General features: G+C 41.2%; 19 protein-coding genes. 7 read left to right on the forward strand and 12 right to left on the reverse strand.

The window, feature by feature from the left end; all coding sequences use genetic code 11:
- Positions 1–8: 8 nt before the first annotated feature.
- Together P1X15_RS27135 and P1X15_RS27140 are read left to right on the forward strand one after the other, a co-directional pair.
- A complete protein-coding gene (locus tag P1X15_RS27135) occupies positions 9–617 on the forward strand; it encodes an OmpH family outer membrane protein (protein ID WP_277341279.1) in 609 nt (202 codons plus the stop codon).
- A gap of 181 nt (positions 618–798) precedes the next feature.
- Positions 799–2,010 carry a S8 family serine peptidase gene (locus P1X15_RS27140; RefSeq protein WP_277341280.1) on the forward strand — a complete coding sequence of 404 codons (1,212 nt, stop codon included), beginning with the start codon at positions 799–801 and terminating at the stop codon, positions 2,008–2,010.
- On the opposite strand, the gene P1X15_RS27145 is transcribed toward P1X15_RS27140, so the two are convergent.
- From P1X15_RS27145 to P1X15_RS27155, 3 genes are all read right to left on the reverse strand, one after another.
- Positions 1,985–3,013 carry a VWA domain-containing protein gene (locus P1X15_RS27145; RefSeq protein WP_277341281.1) on the reverse strand — a complete coding sequence of 343 codons (1,029 nt, stop codon included), beginning with the start codon at positions 3,011–3,013 and terminating at the stop codon, positions 1,985–1,987. The genes P1X15_RS27140 and P1X15_RS27145 overlap by 26 nt on opposite strands.
- Positions 3,014–3,098: 85 nt before the next feature.
- Positions 3,099–3,338, reverse strand: a complete 240-nt coding sequence (locus P1X15_RS27150; RefSeq protein ID WP_277341282.1) for a DUF4834 domain-containing protein — start codon at positions 3,336–3,338, stop codon at positions 3,099–3,101.
- Positions 3,339–3,418: 80 nt separating this feature from the next.
- The gene (locus tag P1X15_RS27155) at positions 3,419–5,761 is read right to left on the reverse strand and encodes an RND family transporter (RefSeq protein ID WP_277341283.1); all 2,343 of its coding nucleotides are present in this window, start codon (positions 5,759–5,761) and stop codon (positions 3,419–3,421) included.
- A gap of 163 nt (positions 5,762–5,924) precedes the next feature.
- Here P1X15_RS27155 and P1X15_RS27160 point away from each other — a divergent pair, with 163 nt between their 5' ends.
- Positions 5,925–6,410 (forward strand): GAF domain-containing protein, encoded by a 486-nt coding sequence (locus tag P1X15_RS27160; protein WP_277341284.1) that lies wholly within the window; start codon positions 5,925–5,927, stop codon positions 6,408–6,410.
- A gap of 14 nt (positions 6,411–6,424) precedes the next feature.
- On the opposite strand, the gene P1X15_RS27165 is transcribed toward P1X15_RS27160, so the two are convergent.
- Positions 6,425–7,411: a glycosyltransferase family 9 protein gene (locus tag P1X15_RS27165; protein ID WP_277341285.1), complete on the reverse strand. Its 987-nt coding sequence runs from the start codon at positions 7,409–7,411 to the stop codon at positions 6,425–6,427.
- Between the two features lie 81 nt (positions 7,412–7,492).
- Here P1X15_RS27165 and P1X15_RS27170 point away from each other — a divergent pair, with 81 nt between their 5' ends.
- Positions 7,493–7,816: a hypothetical protein gene (locus P1X15_RS27170; RefSeq protein WP_277341338.1), complete on the forward strand. Its 324-nt coding sequence runs from the start codon at positions 7,493–7,495 to the stop codon at positions 7,814–7,816.
- A 7-nt stretch (positions 7,817–7,823) separates the two neighbouring features.
- On the opposite strand, the gene P1X15_RS27175 is transcribed toward P1X15_RS27170, so the two are convergent.
- The 4 genes from P1X15_RS27175 to P1X15_RS27190 all read right to left on the reverse strand — a co-directional run bounded on the left by P1X15_RS27175 (position 7,824) and on the right by P1X15_RS27190 (position 10,886).
- Entirely contained in the window at positions 7,824–8,390 is a 567-nt protein-coding gene (locus P1X15_RS27175; RefSeq protein ID WP_277341286.1) for a bifunctional precorrin-2 dehydrogenase/sirohydrochlorin ferrochelatase, read from the reverse strand.
- A gap of 101 nt (positions 8,391–8,491) precedes the next feature.
- Positions 8,492–8,932: a DUF2147 domain-containing protein gene (locus P1X15_RS27180; protein ID WP_277341287.1), complete on the reverse strand. Its 441-nt coding sequence runs from the start codon at positions 8,930–8,932 to the stop codon at positions 8,492–8,494.
- A 225-nt stretch (positions 8,933–9,157) separates the two neighbouring features.
- Complete coding sequence (locus P1X15_RS27185; protein WP_157585040.1) at positions 9,158–9,328, reverse strand: hypothetical protein; 171 nt, start codon at positions 9,326–9,328, stop codon at positions 9,158–9,160.
- A 58-nt stretch (positions 9,329–9,386) separates the two neighbouring features.
- Positions 9,387–10,886: a xylulokinase gene (locus P1X15_RS27190; protein ID WP_277341288.1), complete on the reverse strand. Its 1,500-nt coding sequence runs from the start codon at positions 10,884–10,886 to the stop codon at positions 9,387–9,389.
- Positions 10,887–11,071: 185 nt separating this feature from the next.
- Here P1X15_RS27190 and P1X15_RS27195 point away from each other — a divergent pair, with 185 nt between their 5' ends.
- Complete coding sequence (locus tag P1X15_RS27195; protein WP_277341289.1) at positions 11,072–11,926, forward strand: alpha/beta hydrolase; 855 nt, start codon at positions 11,072–11,074, stop codon at positions 11,924–11,926.
- Here P1X15_RS27195 and P1X15_RS27200 read toward each other — a convergent pair.
- From P1X15_RS27200 to P1X15_RS27210, 3 genes are all read right to left on the reverse strand, one after another.
- Entirely contained in the window at positions 11,874–12,812 is a 939-nt protein-coding gene (locus tag P1X15_RS27200) for a hypothetical protein (RefSeq protein WP_277341290.1), read from the reverse strand. The two genes, P1X15_RS27195 and P1X15_RS27200, sit on opposite strands and share 53 nt — an antisense overlap.
- A 55-nt stretch (positions 12,813–12,867) precedes the next feature.
- Positions 12,868–14,085, reverse strand: coding sequence for an NADP-dependent isocitrate dehydrogenase (locus tag P1X15_RS27205; RefSeq protein ID WP_277341291.1), 1,218 nt, complete (start codon positions 14,083–14,085; stop codon positions 12,868–12,870).
- Between the two features lie 63 nt (positions 14,086–14,148).
- Positions 14,149–15,540: a hypothetical protein gene (locus P1X15_RS27210; RefSeq protein ID WP_277341292.1), complete on the reverse strand. Its 1,392-nt coding sequence runs from the start codon at positions 15,538–15,540 to the stop codon at positions 14,149–14,151.
- A gap of 129 nt (positions 15,541–15,669) precedes the next feature.
- On the opposite strand from P1X15_RS27210, the gene P1X15_RS27215 reads away from it, so the two are divergent.
- Together P1X15_RS27215 and P1X15_RS27220 are read left to right on the forward strand one after the other, a co-directional pair.
- Complete coding sequence (locus P1X15_RS27215; RefSeq protein ID WP_037325831.1) at positions 15,670–15,876, forward strand: hypothetical protein; 207 nt, start codon at positions 15,670–15,672, stop codon at positions 15,874–15,876.
- A 7-nt stretch (positions 15,877–15,883) separates the two neighbouring features.
- On the forward strand, positions 15,884–16,663 hold the full coding sequence (locus P1X15_RS27220) for a TIGR00266 family protein (RefSeq protein ID WP_277341293.1): 780 nt from the start codon (positions 15,884–15,886) through the stop codon (positions 16,661–16,663).
- Between the two features lie 80 nt (positions 16,664–16,743).
- Here P1X15_RS27220 and P1X15_RS27225 read toward each other — a convergent pair whose 3' ends face one another.
- The gene (locus P1X15_RS27225; protein WP_277341294.1) at positions 16,744–18,924 is read right to left on the reverse strand and encodes a M28 family peptidase; all 2,181 of its coding nucleotides are present in this window, start codon (positions 18,922–18,924) and stop codon (positions 16,744–16,746) included.
- Positions 18,925–19,137: the final 213 nt, after the last annotated feature.

The raw sequence follows: 19,137 nt of genomic DNA on the forward strand, positions 1-19,137 counted from the left end.
TTTTTACGGTGAAAAACGGACTACTTATTTGGAATGCAGTTTTGACCTTGGCAGTAGCTTTTTTAGGATATCAACACTTTTCACATCACTCGTCGGATAGTGGGAGTAGTAGTGTGAGTGAGGCTTCAAAAGGTAAAAAAATCGTCTATGTACAAGCAGATAGTTTGCTCAAAAACTATGACTATTACAAAGACTTTCAGAAAGAATTTGAAAGTAAAGGCTTTCAATTAGAAAATGATTTGGCAAACAAAGGCCGTACTTTTCAAAACAAAATAGCCTTTTTTCAGCAACGTGCTCAACAAGGAGCCTTGTCGCAAGATCAAGCTCAGGCAGCTCAAGCTCAGCTAGGAAAAGAAGAGCAAGAAATTGCTAAATACCGTGATGACCAATTGCGTAAATTGGACGAAGAGCGCATCAAAAAAACAGAAGAGTTTTATACCAATATCTTTGATTATATCAAGCGTTACAACAAAGACAATGGATATGAGTTTGTACTAGGATATAGCAAAGGGGGAGGAATTTTGTTTGCGGATGCTAGCTTAGATGTGACCCAAAAAATGGTGGAAGGCCTAAACAAAGAATATAAAGATAAGGCTGCCGCTCCTGCTAAGAAATAAATTTTGGCAATAGTATTTTACGAAGTAGCCGTTGGATACCCCCCAACGGCTACTTTTTTTGTTTTTGAATAAACAATTTTCTATAAATCACGGGCGTTAACAAACAAATCCCTTCGCCTTATCATTTGCTATATGATACTTGTTTTACCTATTTTTTCTTACCACCTAACTGATGATTTTAATGAACAAGGTAAAACTTATCCTAGCACTCGTATGCTTAGCTGCTTGCCATCAAGAGAGTGAAGATCCTGAGCCATCAGCGGATTGTCTGGTGGCGGCTTCGGCGGTAAATGGGCAAATTATTGAAGGAGAATACATCATAAGCCTGTCAGAGGTAGCTACTTCTTCAATCTCTTCCAATGCCCGTTTGCAAACTTTGACCGAAAGTATTCTGAATAAATACCAAGTCGATACCAAATCCCTCAAAACAACCTTTGTGGGGGTGAGGAGAGGGTTTGTCGCTAAACTTAGCTTGGATGAAGTGGCTTCTTTGCAGAAAGAAGCGGCGGTAGAGACTATCGAACCCGACCGTAGAGTAAGCATATGCTCATGTGTCGATGTAGTAGCACCCGCTTCGGTATCTTGGAGTGTGAAAAAAACAGGTTATGGCAACGGGCTTAATTTTAGTGATAAAACAGTATGGGTAATTGATACAGGGGTAGACCTTGATCACCCCGACTTGAATGTAGATACCCAACGGAGCCTTTCGTTTATTAGTGGACAAACCTCCGCCGACGACAACAACGGGCATGGCACGCACGTAGCAGGGATTATCGGGGCAATCAACAACACTATCGGAATCGTAGGAGTAGCCTCAGGGGCTAAGATTGTAGCGCTCAAAGTACTTGATCAGCTGGGTGAAGGTAGACTGTCGAGTGTGATTGCGGCGGTGGCGCATGTTAGCCAAAATGCTACAGCGGGAGATGTAGTCAATATGAGTTTGGGATTAGATGGTACCTCCGCTGCACTAGACAGGGAAGTTCAGGCAGCTGCCAACAAAGGTATCCTTTTTGCAATAGCCGCAGGCAACGATGCCAAGCAAGCCAACGGATACTCGCCAGCAAGGGTCAATCATGCCAATGTATTTACGGTGTCGGCGGTAGATAGCACAGGGCGATTTGCTAGTTTCTCCAATTATGGTAACGATGTCGTAGATGTAGCAGCCTATGGTGTCAGGATACGTTCGACCTATTCAAACGGACGCTACGCTACTTTGTCCGGGACTTCTATGGCAGCACCTCATGTAGCGGGTTTATTGTTTATTAGAGGAGCAAATATTCCTACTTTTGGCACCGCTTTAAATGACCCCGACGGCACTGCTGACCCTATTGCACGCGAAAAAAATGCCCAAGCTGTGGCAAATATTACTAGTCTTCTAAAACATTCGCAATAAAAACCACCTTCAAAAATAACATGAACAAGAAGAAGGAAATGGCCCAGTTGAGGTATATTCTATAATAATCTTTGACTTCCTGAAACCGCCGATTTTTTACTTTTACCCTTTCCAAACGGTCTATTAATGTAAATATTCCTCGCAGGGTAGAATTGTCGGCAGCTCTAAAAAATTGTCCATTGGTAGATTTAGCAATGGTTTTTAGGGTGCCTTCATCGGTAGAACCTAAATTAAGAGCTACATTGAGGGTATCTTTGAGCGCAGGAGCGGCGGTAAATTTACCCACTGCAATCGTGTATACTTTGATTCCAAACGCTTTGGCAAGTTTGGCTGCGGTAATAGGATCTAAGTTGCCTGCGGTATTTTCGCCGTCACTGAGTAAAATGACTACTTTCGATTTGGCCTGACTTTCTCGTAATCGGTTGATACATACTGCTAAAGCACTACCAATGGCTGTTCCAGAAGTAGCAATCATTTTGCTATTAATTTCTTCCAAGAAACCATATAACAAGTCATAATCATTGGTAAGTGGACAATACGTAACAGCCTCACCCGCAAACACTACCAAACCGATACGGTCTTGAAGACGCCCACTAATGAATGATTTGGCGACTGATTGGGCCGCTGCCAAACGGTTTGGAAGAAGGTCTTTTTCTAGCATCGAACTAGAAATATCAAGTGCAAGCATAATGTCGATGACTTCGGCGTCGCGTTCGGTGACATTTCGGATGAGTTGGGGGCGAGCCAAGGCAATTAGTATACAGCTCAAAGATAAAAATGCCGCAATTGGGAAAAGCCACCTCAACCATACCGACCAACTACTAGAAGGGTCGTGGCGGACAAATGTAAAGCTCAACCTTTGAAATGCTCCTGCGTGGAAAGCATTGCGGAGCCAAAATAAAATTGGAATGGCTAAAATCCCGTACAAAAAATAAGGATATACCCAAGTAAAAGCTCTAAACTTAGAGAGTGAAAACCATTCAATAGAAAGCCAATCCCACATGTGTGTTTAAAAGCAAATCGCTGATTTAGGCCAAATTTGGCATTATTCTCAAAAATGGGAATTTCTCAGCGAAAAAGTGCTTCTGCTAGTCTTTTATTTCTTCATAATCTACATATTCGCCGCCTTTGAAGCGAGAGGAGTCATCTTTGGAGGTGGGGCGTTCAACCCTAACATCTCCTTCGCGTCTTTGGGGCTGGCGATTGGCTTTCTTTTGTTCTTTTATCAATTGCCGCCCTACCAAAAGCCAAAACATGAACCTGCGGAACGCTGGTACAAAGGCAATTAAGAACACAAAAACCAAGAGTATATTGAATAGTATTTTCATTGTTTTTTCAAAAATTAGATGCTTTCTACTAAAAGACCGTAAGGGGGAAGTTTCTTTAGTATCACAGAAACGATAATCTTCTAAAGGACAATTTTTTTGTGATTTATCCAAAATAAAAACGCTGGGAGCAAAATTAAATTGGATATTACCCCCATCAACAAAGTTATTGCAACCAAAATTCCTAAGTAAACCGTGCCCTGAAACGTAGATGCAGTAAAAGTAATAAATCCTATAAAGAGAACAATGGCCGTTTGTAGCATACTTATACCCGTAAGCCGAATCGTGTCAGTGATATGTTGGCTACTATTATGATGATGAGAGTTTCTTATTTCGTCTTTGTATCGTGTGAGGAAATAAATGGTAGCATCGGTCGAAAGACCAAACGCAATACTAAAAATAAGAATTGTGGAAGGCTTGAGGGGTATCCCCGCTAGACCCATAATCCCCGCTGTAATAATCAAGGGAACTAAGCTCGGAACAACCGCTACTAAAATCATACGCCAACTACCAAAAAGCACAATCATCAGTACCGAAATCATCCCCACCGCTAGCAGTGTGCTTTGGATTAGATTTTGGAGTAGGTATTCATTTCCTTTCGTAAAAACCACGCTATTGCCCGTGATTTTGGCTTGGTAGGCCTCCTCTTTATCCACCCATGTGCCAGTAGTTGGGTCAATGTTGAAAATACTGTCGATTTTGGGCTGAAGACTATTATAGAGACTCGAAATTCGAGGGGTGCCAATATCACCTATTTGAAAGCTTATGCGGGTATGTCGGTGCGTTTTGTCTAAAAAAATATTGGTTTGGAGAAAATTTTTCTGAGTGGTGTCGAGAAATTGTTCCAGTTTTTTTAGCTCAAGGGCATCGGGCAATACAAAGTATTTGGGCTGCCCACCCCTATATGCTTGGTAAACAAATTTCACAGCTTCTACCAAAGAAATAGGCTTTGTAAATTCGGGGTGTTTGGCTATTTCTTTTTGTAAAATTTTGATTTTGGTTAAGGTTTGAGGGGTCAAAACCCTGCCAGGGCGTCCTGTGTCTATGTTGATTTCAAAAGGCAAGACCCCTTTAAAATGTTTTTCAAAAAATTTGAGATCAGTATAAAGTACATCTTCTTTGGGTATATCATCTACCACATATCCTATGGCTTTGATTTGGGTAAAACCAATGATAGAAATCCCCACCAAAATGACCACACACACATAGATTTGTCGTCGTTTAAACTGGACCCATTCGGTAATTTTGCCCAAAAATTTTTGAAGAAAAACGTTTTCAGTATGTGATAATTGAGCAGTTTTTGGGGGAGAGAAATAGGAGTACAAAATTGAAATCAAAATCAAACAAAGTACATAAGTGCTCAATACACCTAGGGCCGCTACTATTCCAAACTCCAAAAGCATTTTGCTGCCCGTAATGCATAGTACCCCAAAACCAATGGCAGTGGTGATATTTGCCCAAAATGTTGTTTCTCCAATTTTTTCTGTCGCAACGGCGATTGCATTTCTTTGAATTTGGGCTAAACGGAGTTGCTCGTAATATTTATTAGTTAAAAAAATCGCATTGGGTACACCTATTACTACTATAAGAGGTGGTATCAGGGAGGTCAAGAGAGATATTGGGAAACCCAATAAGACCATATAGCTCATACTCCATACTACGCCTATTAGTACAACGCTTAAAGAAATAGCCACTACTCGCCATGATCTAAAAAGGAGTAGTAGGATAAGGCCTGTTACGAAGAGCGACAAAGCTGTAAATAGCACAACCTCCTGGGCTACACGGGTGGCAAAGGCGGTACGAATATAGGGCAATCCAGAAAAGTGTACAGGTATGCGATGCTTTTGCCCAAACTGTTCTACTTCTTGTTTTATCTTCTGATTGATTTTAATCAAACTTGGTGCATTGAGTTCACTAGGCTCAATGATGACACCCATTAAATGTGCCTTTTGGGAAGGGCTTATCAGGAGGTCTTGATAAAAAGGAAGATGATTAATAATGATTTGCAGGGAATCTAAATCTTGTTGAGAATTAGGAACATGAGTCAATAGCTTCTTGGCTTGCATACGCTTGAGGCTATCATTTCTAACGATGGTGATAATAGTCGCATTTGAAATCACCTCTTTTACTCCTTTGAGTAGTTTGAGCCGCTGATTTAGACTGTACCAATCTTTAAAAACTGGAATGCTGAACAATTTGCTGGTTTCAATCCCGACCACAGTGAGGTTGCCGTCTTCGCCATATCGTGCTTTGAAAGCCTCATAAAGCTGGTAATCGGGGTTGTTTTCGGGCAGAATCTTAGGTAATTCGTAAGAAAACTGGATTTTTGAAACTTGATAACCCATCAAAACCGTTAGCCCTATCAAAAGGCTGAAAAGCTGTAAGCGGTTTTTGAGAATAAAGGAAGAAACTTTTTTCCAAAACATTAGGGGTACTCAGTAAAAGAAAGTGCGCAAATCTAAACAATATCAACCTAGAATCACTTTCAATTAACGAAGTTATGTCTATTGTAGTTTAAAAAGGCTTAATTTGACTCAAAAATAGGCTAGCTGTAAAGGAGGTATTTTTGAAAAGTTATTTAAAAACAACATGGCTGAAACTCTTTATCTTCCCGATACTAAAAACAGGGAAGCTTTGTACGAAAGTCTGGTGCCGCAGATTGCGGCGCTAGTGGAAGGCGAAAATGATCTTATTGCCAACTTGGCCAATATTGCAGCCGCATTGCGTGAGGCATTTGGCTTTTTTTGGGTAGGCTTTTATCTAAAAAAAGAAAATCAACTTGTATTGGGACCCTTTCAAGGGCCGATTGCGTGTACTCGTATCCATTTTGATAAAGGAGTATGCGGCGCGAGTTATACACAGCAGAAAACCCTTATTGTACCTGATGTGGAGCAGTTTCCGGGGCATATTGCTTGCAGCTCCGCGTCCAAGTCAGAGATTGTAGTTCCGGTATTTGCTCCTGACCGAAGTGTGGCGATGGTACTGGATGTAGATAGTGATGTACTCGATGATTTTAGCGAAATCGATGCAGAGTGGCTAAAAAAAGTGGTAGAATTGATAGAACAAAAACTCTAGGCTGTCATTGGCTTTTATTGCCACCGTTGATGCTTCAACTCTTTGATTTCAAACTGAAAAGATAATTCATTCATGCATTTGAAATGCCCTTTAGGGCAGCGTTTTGCCCCAATTTTGGAACATGGACGGCAAGAAAGCTGACGATTTTCGAGCAACACAAAATGGGTATTGTAAGGGTACATTCCAAACTCTGGAATAGTATTGCCCCAGATAGAGTATACTTTCTTTTTGAAGGCAGCAGCTACGTGCATTAAGCCAGTATCGTGGCTAAATACCAACTTCGACTGCTGAATCAAGGAAGCTGATTGATTGAAGTTACATTTGCCACAAGCATTGTAAATCAGCCTGCTACCGATTGCTTTTTCAATGATTTCACCATTGGCAGCGTCTTCTTTTCCGCCTAATAGCACAATAGGAAAATTGATTTTCTCGCAAAGCTCTATCATTCGATTGAGGGGGAGCTTTTTTGTTTCGTGTTGGCCTCCTATGGCATAGGCTACATATCCTTTTTGATGGCTTTCGGGTAGCCAATCAGGTTCTATAATATCGCGATAAGGGATAAAATAATCGAGCCCGCGGTCGTCGTTTACTACTCCTAATGAATGTAAGGTATGAAGATAACGATCTACAATATGAACATTGGGAAGAGCGTTGATTTTAAAATTGACGAGTAGCCATTTTTCCCAGTTTAGTTTGTTGAAACTAATGGCCTGAACTCCAAGCCCTAATTTAATTTGAAGGGTGCGAAGATTGTGATGCAGGTCAATGATTAAATCGAATTTTTCTTCACGGAGAGGTTTGATAAGCTTCCAAAGACTACTTTCAAGGGTGTGTATGCGGTCGATGTAAGGATTGTCGACCAAGAGGTATTGATAAGAAGCTTTGGTGAGGTAGTGAATCTCTACATCGGGGCGTTGGGTTTTGAGGCAGCGCACCACGGGAGTTGTCAAAATAATGTCCCCGATTGAGGAAAAGCGAATCACCAAAACTTTTAAAGGCATGAAACGTATAAGGGTTGTAAATGGTATTTGACTTTGATTACAAAAATATATAATTTTACTGAAAATCAGCCTTCTACCGATATGGACGATAAACTTTTTGATATAAAAAATGACCGACGCCTGAGTGTGTATTTATACCGAATGGGATTTGGTATGTGGTTGGTATATATATTGTTGGGTGCAAGCTTTTTACATCCATATGTTATTTATCGTACTCATTGTGCTATTATGTGTGCTATTTTGATGGTCTTTGGTTTGTCCGCTTCTATGTATTATGATTACTATCACCACCATCAAGAGTTTGAACAAAAGAAAAAATGGCTGATTTTGAGTTATATGGTGTTGGCGGGCTTGATTTATTTTTTCATTCTTAAAGACAAACCTCTGCCATTGGATTTGTTTTGAAAAGCGGTCATTTCATGACTTTTGTGATTTCATTCAATTTTTCAAGTTTCTCCTGAAAATCGCCTTTTAACTTGTTTCTTATGAGTTGGAGATTATCCAAAATTTCTTGTAAGGTATCTGGCAATATCTCCTCCAAAACCTCTCTAAAACGCTTGGCAAAGGTAGGTGATTTGCCATTGGTCGAAATGGCAATTTTTAAATCTCCTTTTTTGACGACTGAGCTCAGGTAAAAATCGCATAAGTCGGGCGTGTCGGCTACGTTGACTAGTATCCCTTTGGTTTTACAATCTTGTTGTACTTGTTTGTTTACTTCTTTATCGTTGGTACCCACAATCACCAAGTCTTTATTGTCGAGGTAGGGTAGGGCATAGGTGTCTAAAATCAGCCGAACGTTTGGGTTCTCAGATGCTATTTCTTTGATTTCTGTCCTGATTTCGGGGGCTACCAAATATACCTCGGTAGCCGGAGAATTTGCCAAAACTGCCGTAAGTTTTTCGAGTCCGACATAGCCACCTCCTACAATCAAAACACGGAGCTGTTCGAGCTTCAAAAAAATCGGAAAGAGATTATTCATTATAAATTAAATTTTTTGAGTGTATCAAGTTTCAAAATAGCGTTTGAGAAAGCTTGGCCTATTTGTAGTCAAATTTAAATACCTACAAATAGGCCAATTATTTATTTGACTCTTGTCCAGCTATCTGTACGTCCCATCAAAGATACGCCAATATATCCTCTTACATCTAAATGGTTGGCATCTATGAGCTTCATTTTGCAACTATATTCTTTGCCATTTTCGGGGTCATAAATTTTTCCGTCATTCCAAGTATTGGCCCCGTCGTATTTAAAATCGCGAAGATTTACTAATCCCAACAAAGGACGGGTCTTTTTCTGCGCATCGCTATTGTTGATGTCGGTGCGGGGTTGTCCGGTTGTGGGGTTATTAGGTTCTTTGAGCCATACAATTTTTCCAAAATATTTATCGCCTTGTTTGTAGATTTGAACGTGACCTTTTTTAGAGCCAGTCAGCCAAGTACCTACGCAAGCATCTGGGTTGTTTTGGGCTTTAGTATTCATCCATAATAACATGCTGAAGAGAAATAACCATGATGTTTTCATCTGAAATATTGGTTTTGGTTTATGAAGAAACGTAAATAAGTAATCGTAAAATTTTAATTTGCTAATATTTTTTTTGCCTTAAGGTGTACCGAGTATCAGAAACCCCAAGTTTTTTTACTATTTTCTCTGAAACTCTGTGTAAATTTCCTTTTACGCCGTTATTCAAAAGGGCAAAAAAAAAGCCGACAAAGCCGGCTTTATATCTATTTACCCAAAATAGGAGGGTTAAATTTCTTTGTGAAGGGAATTGTGGTAACCCGCAAAAATTAAAGCTTGAATAAGGGTACCTACAATGGCCACAAGTGTATCGCCAAAGGCAAATAATAAAGTAACAATAATCAAAAAGTAGGCTAGTAACCAGCCCCAGTGAACTTCCTGTTCTTTGTGCGCTTCCATGTGAAAACGGTGTTTATTGAATGATTATCTAAAAAATACGCCGCAAGTTAGGGATAAATCATCCTTTGTCAAAGGGCTTAGGCATTGATTTTTTCAAGTTTGCTTCCCACTTGGCATAGTTTTCGGCATATTGTGGTTGCAGGCTAGCATCAGGCTCAAATGTGGCGATTTGGGAAAGACCTTCAAATGCCGACTTAAAATCATAGACTCCTACGCCTACTCCTGCCGCGCGGGCGGCTCCTTGTGCGCCATCGGTATCGTATAGCTCAATGGTAGCACCAGTGGTATTGGCAAATGCTTCGCGGAAAAGTGGACTTAAAAACAAATTGGCATGTCCTGCTCTTACAGTTTGGGTCTGAACGCCCATTTCTTGCATTACTTGTAAGCCATATTGGAGGGCAAATACAATCCCTTCTTGTGCCGCTCTGAATACATGCGAAGCTGAGTGGATATTGAAATTGAGTCCTTGAAGTTGGCCACCTACCAATTGATTTTCTAATACGCGTTCTGCTCCATTTCCAAATGGCAAAAAGATAAGTCCGTCGGCTCCAATAGGAGTTTGGGCAGCGAGCTGATTCATTTCGTCGTAACTGATGCCGCCAGCCAGTTTTCGTACCCAGCTATTAAGAATACCCGTCCCATTGATACAAAGTAATACCCCATTGCGCGGGGCTTCAGTGGTACTGTTGACATGAGCAAAAGTATTGACTCTCGAAAGAGGGTCGGAGGTGGCTTGTGCATTGATACCATATACCACCCCCGAAGTACCCGCAGTAGTAGCTACTTCGCCAGGGTTAAGTACATTGAGTGAGAAGGCGTTGTTGGGTTGGTCTCCAGCGCGGTAGGCTATGGGTGTACCCGCTTTAAGGCCTAAATCGGCGGCTGCCGAAGCAGAAAGCTGGCTTTGTGGAGAAAATGTATCCACCACTTGTGGAATCATTGAGGAATCGAGCCCGTAAAGATTTAGGAGTTTTTGCGAAATTTTCTGTTCGGCAAAATCCCAAAATATTCCCTCAGACAAACCCGAAACGGTGGTTTGAGGAGTGCCTGTCATACGTAAAGCAAGGTAGTCGCCAGGGAGCATAAAATACTTAATTTGTTCAAATATCTGCGGCTCGTTGTCTTTGACCCATTTGAGTTTGGAGGCGGTGAAATTACCGGGCGAATTGAGCAAATGTTGTAAGCTGTAATCTGCCCCAAGCTCAGCAAATGCTTTGTTGCCGATTTCGACGGCACGGCTATCGCACCAAATAATCGACGGACGGAGAGGTTGCAGATTTTTGTCAACCACCACAAGTCCGTGCATTTGGTAGGAAATCCCAATGCCTGCTACAAGAGAGGCATCAAAAGAATACTTTGTACGTAATTTATGAGTGGCGGTGATCGCCTCTTGCCACCAGCTATCAGGGTGCTGCTCGGCCCAGCCAGCTTCGTGAGCAATCATCCCCATTTCTTGGTCGGGAGAGGTGGCAGTTGCGAGTGCCTTGCCAGTTTCGATGTCTAATAAAGCAACTTTGATGGACGAGCTGCCTACGTCATAGCCTAACAGATATTTCACAGGTGGAGTTGAGATTGGTGGTTAATGTACTTCAAAATAAGGGTAAAAATAAGATATTTTATTTTAAATAAAGACAATCATCTTTATAGCTCTCTTAAGCGGGCTTAAGACGGATTTAAAATGAGCATCTGATTTCTATCTTCTATCATTCTTGTTATTTTCGTAGAAAAAATAGTTTTAAACAAATGTTGGAGTTTTTTACAACAGAACGGCTTATCTGGATAGGTGGTATTTATATACTACTGTGTATAGTTGCTTATTTGATTCAGGGGAAGTTTATTTTTAAACCAGAGAAATTACCACAAGATTTTGAATATAGATATGATGACTTGTTTGAGGAGTTGTTTTTTGAGCCAGAGCCTAATGTCCGTATCAATGCTTTGCGTTTTTATCAAGAAGAGGATTCGCGGGGGCTGGTGATTTATTTTCACGGAAATACCCGTAGTATCAAGGGATGGTCCAAATATGCTAAAGATTTTACCCAATATGGCTACGACGTGTTGATGATTGATTATCGGGGTTTTGGCAAAAGCGTAGGGAAACAGACGGAAGAAGGAATCAAAAATGACGCGCAGTACATTTACAACAAAATGCGGTCTAAATATGGTTATCAAGAAGATAAAATGGTAGTGTATGGGCGGTCTTTAGGCTCGGGTTTTGCGACTAAGCTAGCCTCGGTCAATCACCCCAAAATGTTGATTTTAGACGCACCCTATTATAGCTTTACCCGTCTTACTACAAGGTTTTTGCCTTTTTTACCCGTATCATATATCCTCAAGTTTTCGATTCGGACAGACGTATGGATTAAGTATGTCAAATGTCCAATTTATATCATTCATGGAACCAAAGACTTATTGATTCCTTTTAGGTCAAGTGTGAGGCTGGCCAATTTGGTACCGCAGTCAGCACGTTTGATTCCAATTTATGGAGGAGGCCACAACAACCTCCCCGATTTTGCAGAATATCATAAACACATTGAAGATATTCTTAACGATCGTTTTGACTTGATTTTTGATAAGTACGAGAAGAAGCGGGAGTAGCTTGGGCAATTTCGATACGGCGGTGGCGATAACTTTGAAGGGCAACTTCTCTTAAAATATTGAGCGAATCGGCAGTATTGAAAGAGGCTAGTCCTCCATATATTAAACTATCAATGGATTTTAGGGCTTCGGCCAATTGGGCGTTAGATAGATTGTCGGTGATTTCTTTTGTAGTATAGGTAGCATAGGGTTTTCGTTCCAATCTTTGTAAATACTTTTTCCAAAGAATTACGGCTTTTTCGACATTGTCAATTCCCTTAACCCCATTGACATCTCGCGTAAAACGGGTAAAATTCTTCACAAATTCTTGATTGCGGCGAAACATCAAAAACAGTTCCCATTGCTTGGTAATAGATTCTCCAAAAAGCAAATACACGCCTGTCCCAATCATCAAAATCAACAGCGACACTAGCAACATAAAAGGAAAATTGGGCTGACGACGCAACGGCACAATCTGGGTATCTGTTTGAAGACGAAGGGTATCTATGGCATCAGGGCTAATCAATTCGCGAAGCCTGATAGAGTCCATTTGGGAATAAACGGCCGTACAATCTCTCCCTGTCAATGTCCATACAGGAACTTCTAAAGTTTGAATCTTATTGAGTTCAAAAGTCACCAACGTATAGACCGCACTATCCAAACTGCCCCTAGAAGTAGTTTCGGTAGGGAAATACTCTAATTTAATAACCTGAAATGGCCGAAAATCAGCACTTGTATCAGGGAAAAACACATCGACTTGTGAAGAATGACGAAAACTTAGGGCGTATTGAAAAGGCTTACCTACCTCAATGCTATCGGTCAAAAAGCGACCTTGAGGCTGTTGGGCAGCAGCTTCTAAAAAGCAGCAAAAAAAAGTAAAAAGTAAAAAAGAAAGTAAGCGCCGCACATTGAAAAAAAATAACCCCCTTCTTTTCCTAAAAGAGAGAAGGGGGTGAGGAGATTTATTTAGCCAATTTTGCTTGCAAATTAGCGTCAAGTACATCCAAAAACTCTTCGGTGTAGAGGTAATGCTCACCGTGGTTTACTTTGTTGCCGTGGATACATACGGCCAAGTCTTTGGTCATTTTGCCACTTTCTACTGTTTCGACACAGACTTGTTCCAAAGCTTCGCAAAAATCAACCAAAGGCTGATTGCCGTCTAGTTTGCCACGGAAAGCGAGGCCGCGTGTCCAAGCAAAGATAGAAGCGATAGGGTTTGTAGAAGTAGGTCTGCCTTTTTGATGCTCACGGTAGTGGCGAGTCACGGTTCCGTGGGCGGCTTCTGCTTCCATTACTTGTCCGCTAGGAGTAAGAAGTACGGATGTCATCAACCCTAATGAGCCAAATCCTTGGGCTACAGTATCAGATTGTACGTCGCCGTCATAGTTTTTACAAGCCCATACGAAGTTTCCGTTCCATTTCAAGGCCGATGCCACCATGTCGTCGATGAGGCGGTGCTCATAATGAACGCCTTGCGACTTAAATTCGGCTTCGTAAATTTCTTGGAAAATATCTTTGAAACGGCCGTCGTATTTTTTCAAGATGGTATTTTTTGTGGAAAGATAAACAGGCCATCCTTTTTGCAAACCTACTTGGAAGCAAGAACGTGCAAATCCACGGATTGATTCATCGGTGTTGTACATGGCCAATGCTACACCATCACCTTTGAAGTTATATACTTCATACTCGGTTACGGTGCCATCTTCACCTTCAAACTTAATGGTAAGTTTTCCTTTGCCCTTGGTTACGAAATCCGTAGCGCGGTATTGGTCTCCAAACGCATGACGGCCAACGATGATAGGAGAATCCCAGTTGGTCACAAGACGAGGTACATTTTGGCACACGATAGGCTCGCGAAAAACCGTACCGTCCAAAATGTTACGAATCGTTCCGTTGGGAGATTTCCACATTTGTTTGAGATTAAACTCTTTCACGCGGTCTTCGTCAGGCGTGATAGTTGCACATTTGATACCTACACCGTATTCTTTGATGGCGTTGGCAGCATCTATGGTTACTTGGTCGTTGGTTTCGTCACGATACTCAATACCAAGGTCATAATATTTAATATCAACGTCTAAGTAAGGAAGGATGAGTTTATCTTTGATAAAACGCCAGATGATACGCGTCATTTCGTCGCCGTCTAGTTCGACTACGGGGTTTGCAACTTTGATTTTTTCCATGTTAACGACATAAAATTGGGATAGTGAAGACTAAATTAAGGATGCAAATATAACCAACTATGTTTAGGAAGCCTTACGTATTTGCAACCAATTTACAGCAATAATCAATAAAGCGGGTAAAGCGTTGTACAAGAAAAATTGTACCAATACCGATAAACTAAGTAGTAAAGTGGCACTAAAAAGTAACATCAAATAAAAAAAACAAGCAGAGACGATGGGATTGATAGAGAGCGTTTGCTGGAAGGCGTGGTTGAGCCACCTACACCCTCTACCAAATATAAAATGGCCCACAAAGACCAATAGATAGCCTCCATTGAAGAAAAGCTCTCCTGCCACTGGAATTACCTTATCCTGAGAAACATAGGTGTAATTATGGAAAGATAAATTGTAAATGTAAGGACCACTTTGTTCTCTGAAGTCTTTGCCCATGACCGGAACGGGATCCAGTAAAGAAGCTAATAAAGTAGAAGAAGGGGGGGGGATATGTAATAGTGGGGTGATTTGATAAGGACTGCCCAAATAAAGTTGATGGGCAAACCATACATAATCAGTATCTTCAACATAATGCTTGAAAAGCGTTTCTATAGATTGGAAATCTAAGAAAGGCTGTACCCGTATATATCCAAAGAAAAACAATATTAAAATTCCTAATTCAATCACTAACAAGATTTTCCATTTATAACGAACCTTCCACTGTGCCCCCAGAATACTCATAAAAGCTAATAAAGGGTAAAGCATATTGGAGCGATTGCTGCTTAGAATACCCATCATACATAGCGGTAGCCAAAAGACAAAAGTGAAAAGAGAGGGTTGGGGGCGGGAGGTAGGGGTAGTTTTATACCATAAAAGCATAATTCCGAAAGGCCAGAATTTTTGGCCAAGATTGGCAATTAAACCCAGTGGAGAACCTGAATGGTGTTCTAAAATTTCTTGCGTAACGTACGAAAAAAAAGACCCTTCTATGTATTTTTGAAGAGAGCCATAGAGAATAATAAGTGAGGTTATTGAAATTGTCAAATAAATGAAAATGAGGGTATTAGTTAAGTTTGGAGAATGAAATGTAGGGATTTTGATGCCTTTGCTCTTAAATTCCCAGCCCCAAAGAAAACTCACAAAAGAAACGATATAAATACTAACTTCGGTCAAAATAGTTTGATTATCATAATAGGTGGGCAATATCTTATTACCCACCAACAATAGCTCAATCGGAATAACAATAAATTTATGAAACCATATCAAAAGCATGATATTTTTGGGTGTAATGAGGGCTGGGTCGCTATCTAAAATATGGAAGTTGCCCTTGAAACATCCCCACACAAAAGGCAGAAGTAAAATAAAAGGAGTAGGAGAGGTATTGAAAATAGAGTCAGACACCAACGAAATCCAGACCGCTGTTACAATAAGCCCTATGACAGCAAGCTGTCCCCACCAAGTGCGTTTTATCGTAATTTTCAAAAGTTAACAAAATTTGTAGTGCCATTTGCCCCTTTTTTTGACCAGAAAATAAAAGAAAGTCACCATTTGATGAAACGGGGTTGCGAATGGAGCTAGAGCTGTATATTTTCGTAAAAAAATTTGAACGATATGACAAAGAAAAAAACAACCCCTCCGGAGAGCGCCGAAAAGCCGCGCGTTCATAAAGACTTGGACGGTTTTGATATTCGTATCAATTCATTTGGTGAAATCACTTCCACTATCGATATCGATAAAATCAATCAATTTTTGAACAAACACGTTGACGACAAGAAATTGCGCTCACGTGATGATCTTAACGAAAATCCTGAAGAATAATCAAGTTATGAACTCTCACGAAATTGACTACAAAATCATCGGCGAAGATATTCAAATCGTCGAAATCGAACTTGACCCCAACGAAACCGTAATCGCCGAAGCGGGTTCTATGCTTTTTATGGAAGAGGGCATACAGTTTGAAACCAAAATGGGTGACGGCTCCACTGCCAATCAGAGTATCATGGGTAAGATTTTTCAAGCTGGTAGCCGCTTGCTTACTGGAGAGTCTTTGTTTATGACTCATTTTACCAATCGTGGTTATGGTAAGCGTAAGGTGGCATTTGCGGCGCCTTATCCCGGTACGGTAATGCCTATCAATTTGGCCAATATCTACGGCAATTCGTTGATTGTCCAAAAAGACGGTTTTTTGTGTGCTGCTATGGGTACTAAGCTTAATATACACTTCAACCAACGTCTTGGCAGTGGTTTGTTTGGGGGAGAAGGTTTTATTTTACAAAAACTTCAAGGAGATGGTTTGGCTTTTGTTCATGCCGGTGGAGTAGTGATTGAGCGCCAATTAAACAATGAAACGCTTCGAGTAGATACGGGTTGCGTGGTAGCGTTTGAACCTAGCATTAATTTCAGTGTCCAACGCTCTGGAAGTCTTAAATCAATGATTTTTGGGGGAGAAGGTATTTTCTTAGCTACCCTTCAGGGGACAGGTAGATGCTGGATACAATCTATGCCCATCTCCAAACTCGTAGATAGACTTTCGGTACATAGCCCACAAGCTCGCAAAGAAAGTGGCTCAGTACTAGGAGGCTTAGGTAATTTGTTTGAAGATTAGTAATTATACCAAAAGCTTGTCTTTATCTCAACCTTGACAAGGATGTAGAGCCTTGTCAAGGTTTTTTTTGTGAGAAAGAGTTAGTTTTTGCCCCCTCCGAGCGACGACGCAGTCCCGCCAAGCTGTTGGTTTAAGCTTACGATTTTATTATTTAGATTTTCGATTGCCTTGGCATGACGAGCTTCAATATCGGCCAAATTTGCCGTGGATTTAAGTGAAGCTTCATACTGAAACGCGGGCAGCATCCAAGAAGCATAGCCGCTGTAAGGATCAGATGAGGCATATAGAGACCGATACCAGGAGCCATACGCCATGCCTTTAGGATCAATGAAGGCTTTTTCTAGGTTTCGTAATTCTTGGTTGATAGCTCTTAGTTTGTTTTTATCCAATTTATCTTCACTCAGAAGGGCTTTTGCTTTGGCTTCAAATTGTTCGGCGTTTTGTTTTAGCGTTTCGACTTGAGCAAGCAGTTTTCCAATAGAATACGAAGGTGAATATGCTTTAATCGCTTTTTCGGCTGTTTTGAGGTGTGTAGTGAGGTCGGTGGCATAGCGGCTTACATCATAGGGCAAGATATCTGCATTGGCGAGCCGCAGTGACATCGTGCCTACTACTTGTTCTACCATTGGACCCATTTTGTAGGTCGAATCCACAAACTTATGATAGAAAAACAAATCATCATAAAGAGAATGATAGAGCGTAGGGCCACCTACACCAGCACTTAGAGAGGGAATACCCACGTGCATATAGAAGGCAATATGGTCAGAGCCGCCGCCGAGATTGCCAATGGTAGGTTCATTTTCGTTGGCAACAGGTGCCGAGCCACCAACTCCGACAGTGCTAGATTTTTTGGCTCCTTTTTGTGCTAGCCAATGTTCATAAACAGTTTTGTTAGAATCTGGGTATTCTACAGATTGGGCGGCTTCAATGATTAATTTTTTGAGAGAAGGCGATGCACTACCTCCAAACATCTTTCCTGATACAGCCGCGTCAAAATTCATGTAGGCAATGGCTTTGGTAGATAGCTCATCGCGCATTTGTTCTACCCATTCTGTAGAGCCTAATACGCCATGCTCTTCTGCATCCCAATGACAAATTTTAATGGTACGTTTGGGTTTTTGGGGTAATTTTCCCAAAGATTCGGCCAAAGTCAATAGCATTGCAGTGCCACTATTTGGGTCGGTTGAGCCGTACCCCCAAGCGTCATAATGACAGCCTGCTAGTATCCACTCATCAGGAAGCTCACTGCCTGTCAGCGTACCCACTACCTGATATACTCTTACAAACTCTTTATCTTGTTTTACTTTCAAACGGACTTTGAGAGTAGACCCTCCTTCCAATCGATAAGCCAAAGGTAAACCACCCTGCCAACCTGCCGGAACGGCTTTGGTACCAGTCATTTTTTTGAATATTTCTACGGCAGACCCCCATGGTAGAGGCGTTACTGGAATTTTGTGGAATGCAGCATCTTTAGGGTCAATTCGTTTAATTTTTTTGGGGCCGTCGAGGGGCAATGCCGGCTCAAAGGGAGTAAGAGGGTCGCCCGTGAAATCGACTGTGAGCAATGATCCTCGCTGAATGGTATTGTCGCTGGGCTGGGTACCTTCAGGAAAAGTAATTCCTTTCATATATCCACTATCCGAAGGGTCGGTGTAGATGATTACGCCCGCCGCGCCCGCCGCTTCGGCGTGTTTGGCTTTGTATCCTCTAAAGTTGCCCCCATAACGAGCCAAAACGATTTTTCCTTTTACCGAAATACCTAAGGCTTTTAACTGTTCGAAGTCTTCTTTACGACCATAGTTGGCATAGACCACCTCTGCGGTTACATCTCCCGAACCTGAGTAAGCATTCCAGCCAGGTGTGAGGCGTGGGTCGCTTGAGTATTTATCTTCAGGTAAGATAAACTCTCGATTGTTGAGTGGCATTCTGATGGGTTCTACCAACTCCACTATACTTTCTCCGGGAGATTTGGACATATAAATATCATGGGGAAATATCTCTACTTGTAGGCCAGCCTTGCGCATCACATCGGCGATATAGTCTCTCACTTTCTCGTTTTCGGGCGTTCCGGCCAAATGAGGTTCACTAGTGAGTTTATGAAGATGAAGCTTATAACGCTCTGCTGATTGTTTAGTGCGATATTCTTGTTCTGTTTTTTGCTGCTTGGCCTGATTGGAAGGTGCAAATCCACTGAGGTTTTGCTGGGCTTGCGCACCCATGACGAGCCCTAAAAGGCCTACTGTAAATAAAGAAATTTTCATTGAGGTGTTGGTTGATGATTATGGTTTTGTACCGATATAAATGAATAAAAAGCCTGAATATGGGCTCAGAAACAAGTTTTGAAGGATAGTTTAGGTTGGTGTAGCAATTTAATAAAATCTTTTAAAATGTTGTTAACAATCATTAACCAAGCCATTATAAACCTTTCCAGTTTTTAGCGTTCTAAGAGTAAAAATCAGGAAATAAGTTTTAAA

Source organism: Runella sp. MFBS21 (assembly GCF_029433105.1).
Classification (GTDB): domain Bacteria; phylum Bacteroidota; class Bacteroidia; order Cytophagales; family Spirosomataceae; genus Runella.

What these genes read in the sequence shown, in the direction of transcription:
- P1X15_RS27140 (WP_277341280.1), top strand. Translation starts at nt 799, where the DNA reads ATGAACAAGGTAAAACTTATCCTAGCACTCGTATGCTTAGCTGCTTGC.
- P1X15_RS27145 (WP_277341281.1), bottom strand. Translation starts at nt 3,013, where the DNA reads ATGTGGGATTGGCTTTCTATTGAATGGTTTTCACTCTCTAAGTTTAGA.
- P1X15_RS27150 (WP_277341282.1), bottom strand. Translation starts at nt 3,338, where the DNA reads ATGAAAATACTATTCAATATACTCTTGGTTTTTGTGTTCTTAATTGCC.
- P1X15_RS27155 (WP_277341283.1), bottom strand. Translation starts at nt 5,761, where the DNA reads ATGTTTTGGAAAAAAGTTTCTTCCTTTATTCTCAAAAACCGCTTACAG.
- P1X15_RS27160 (WP_277341284.1), top strand. Translation starts at nt 5,925, where the DNA reads ATGGCTGAAACTCTTTATCTTCCCGATACTAAAAACAGGGAAGCTTTG.
- P1X15_RS27165 (WP_277341285.1), bottom strand. Translation starts at nt 7,411, where the DNA reads ATGCCTTTAAAAGTTTTGGTGATTCGCTTTTCCTCAATCGGGGACATT.
- P1X15_RS27170 (WP_277341338.1), top strand. Translation starts at nt 7,493, where the DNA reads ATGGACGATAAACTTTTTGATATAAAAAATGACCGACGCCTGAGTGTG.
- P1X15_RS27175 (WP_277341286.1), bottom strand. Translation starts at nt 8,390, where the DNA reads ATGAATAATCTCTTTCCGATTTTTTTGAAGCTCGAACAGCTCCGTGTT.
- P1X15_RS27180 (WP_277341287.1), bottom strand. Translation starts at nt 8,932, where the DNA reads ATGAAAACATCATGGTTATTTCTCTTCAGCATGTTATTATGGATGAAT.
- P1X15_RS27185 (WP_157585040.1), bottom strand. Translation starts at nt 9,328, where the DNA reads ATGGAAGCGCACAAAGAACAGGAAGTTCACTGGGGCTGGTTACTAGCC.
- P1X15_RS27195 (WP_277341289.1), top strand. Translation starts at nt 11,072, where the DNA reads ATGTTGGAGTTTTTTACAACAGAACGGCTTATCTGGATAGGTGGTATT.
- P1X15_RS27205 (WP_277341291.1), bottom strand. Translation starts at nt 14,085, where the DNA reads ATGGAAAAAATCAAAGTTGCAAACCCCGTAGTCGAACTAGACGGCGAC.
- P1X15_RS27215 (WP_037325831.1), top strand. Translation starts at nt 15,670, where the DNA reads ATGACAAAGAAAAAAACAACCCCTCCGGAGAGCGCCGAAAAGCCGCGC.
- P1X15_RS27220 (WP_277341293.1), top strand. Translation starts at nt 15,884, where the DNA reads ATGAACTCTCACGAAATTGACTACAAAATCATCGGCGAAGATATTCAA.
- P1X15_RS27225 (WP_277341294.1), bottom strand. Translation starts at nt 18,924, where the DNA reads ATGAAAATTTCTTTATTTACAGTAGGCCTTTTAGGGCTCGTCATGGGT.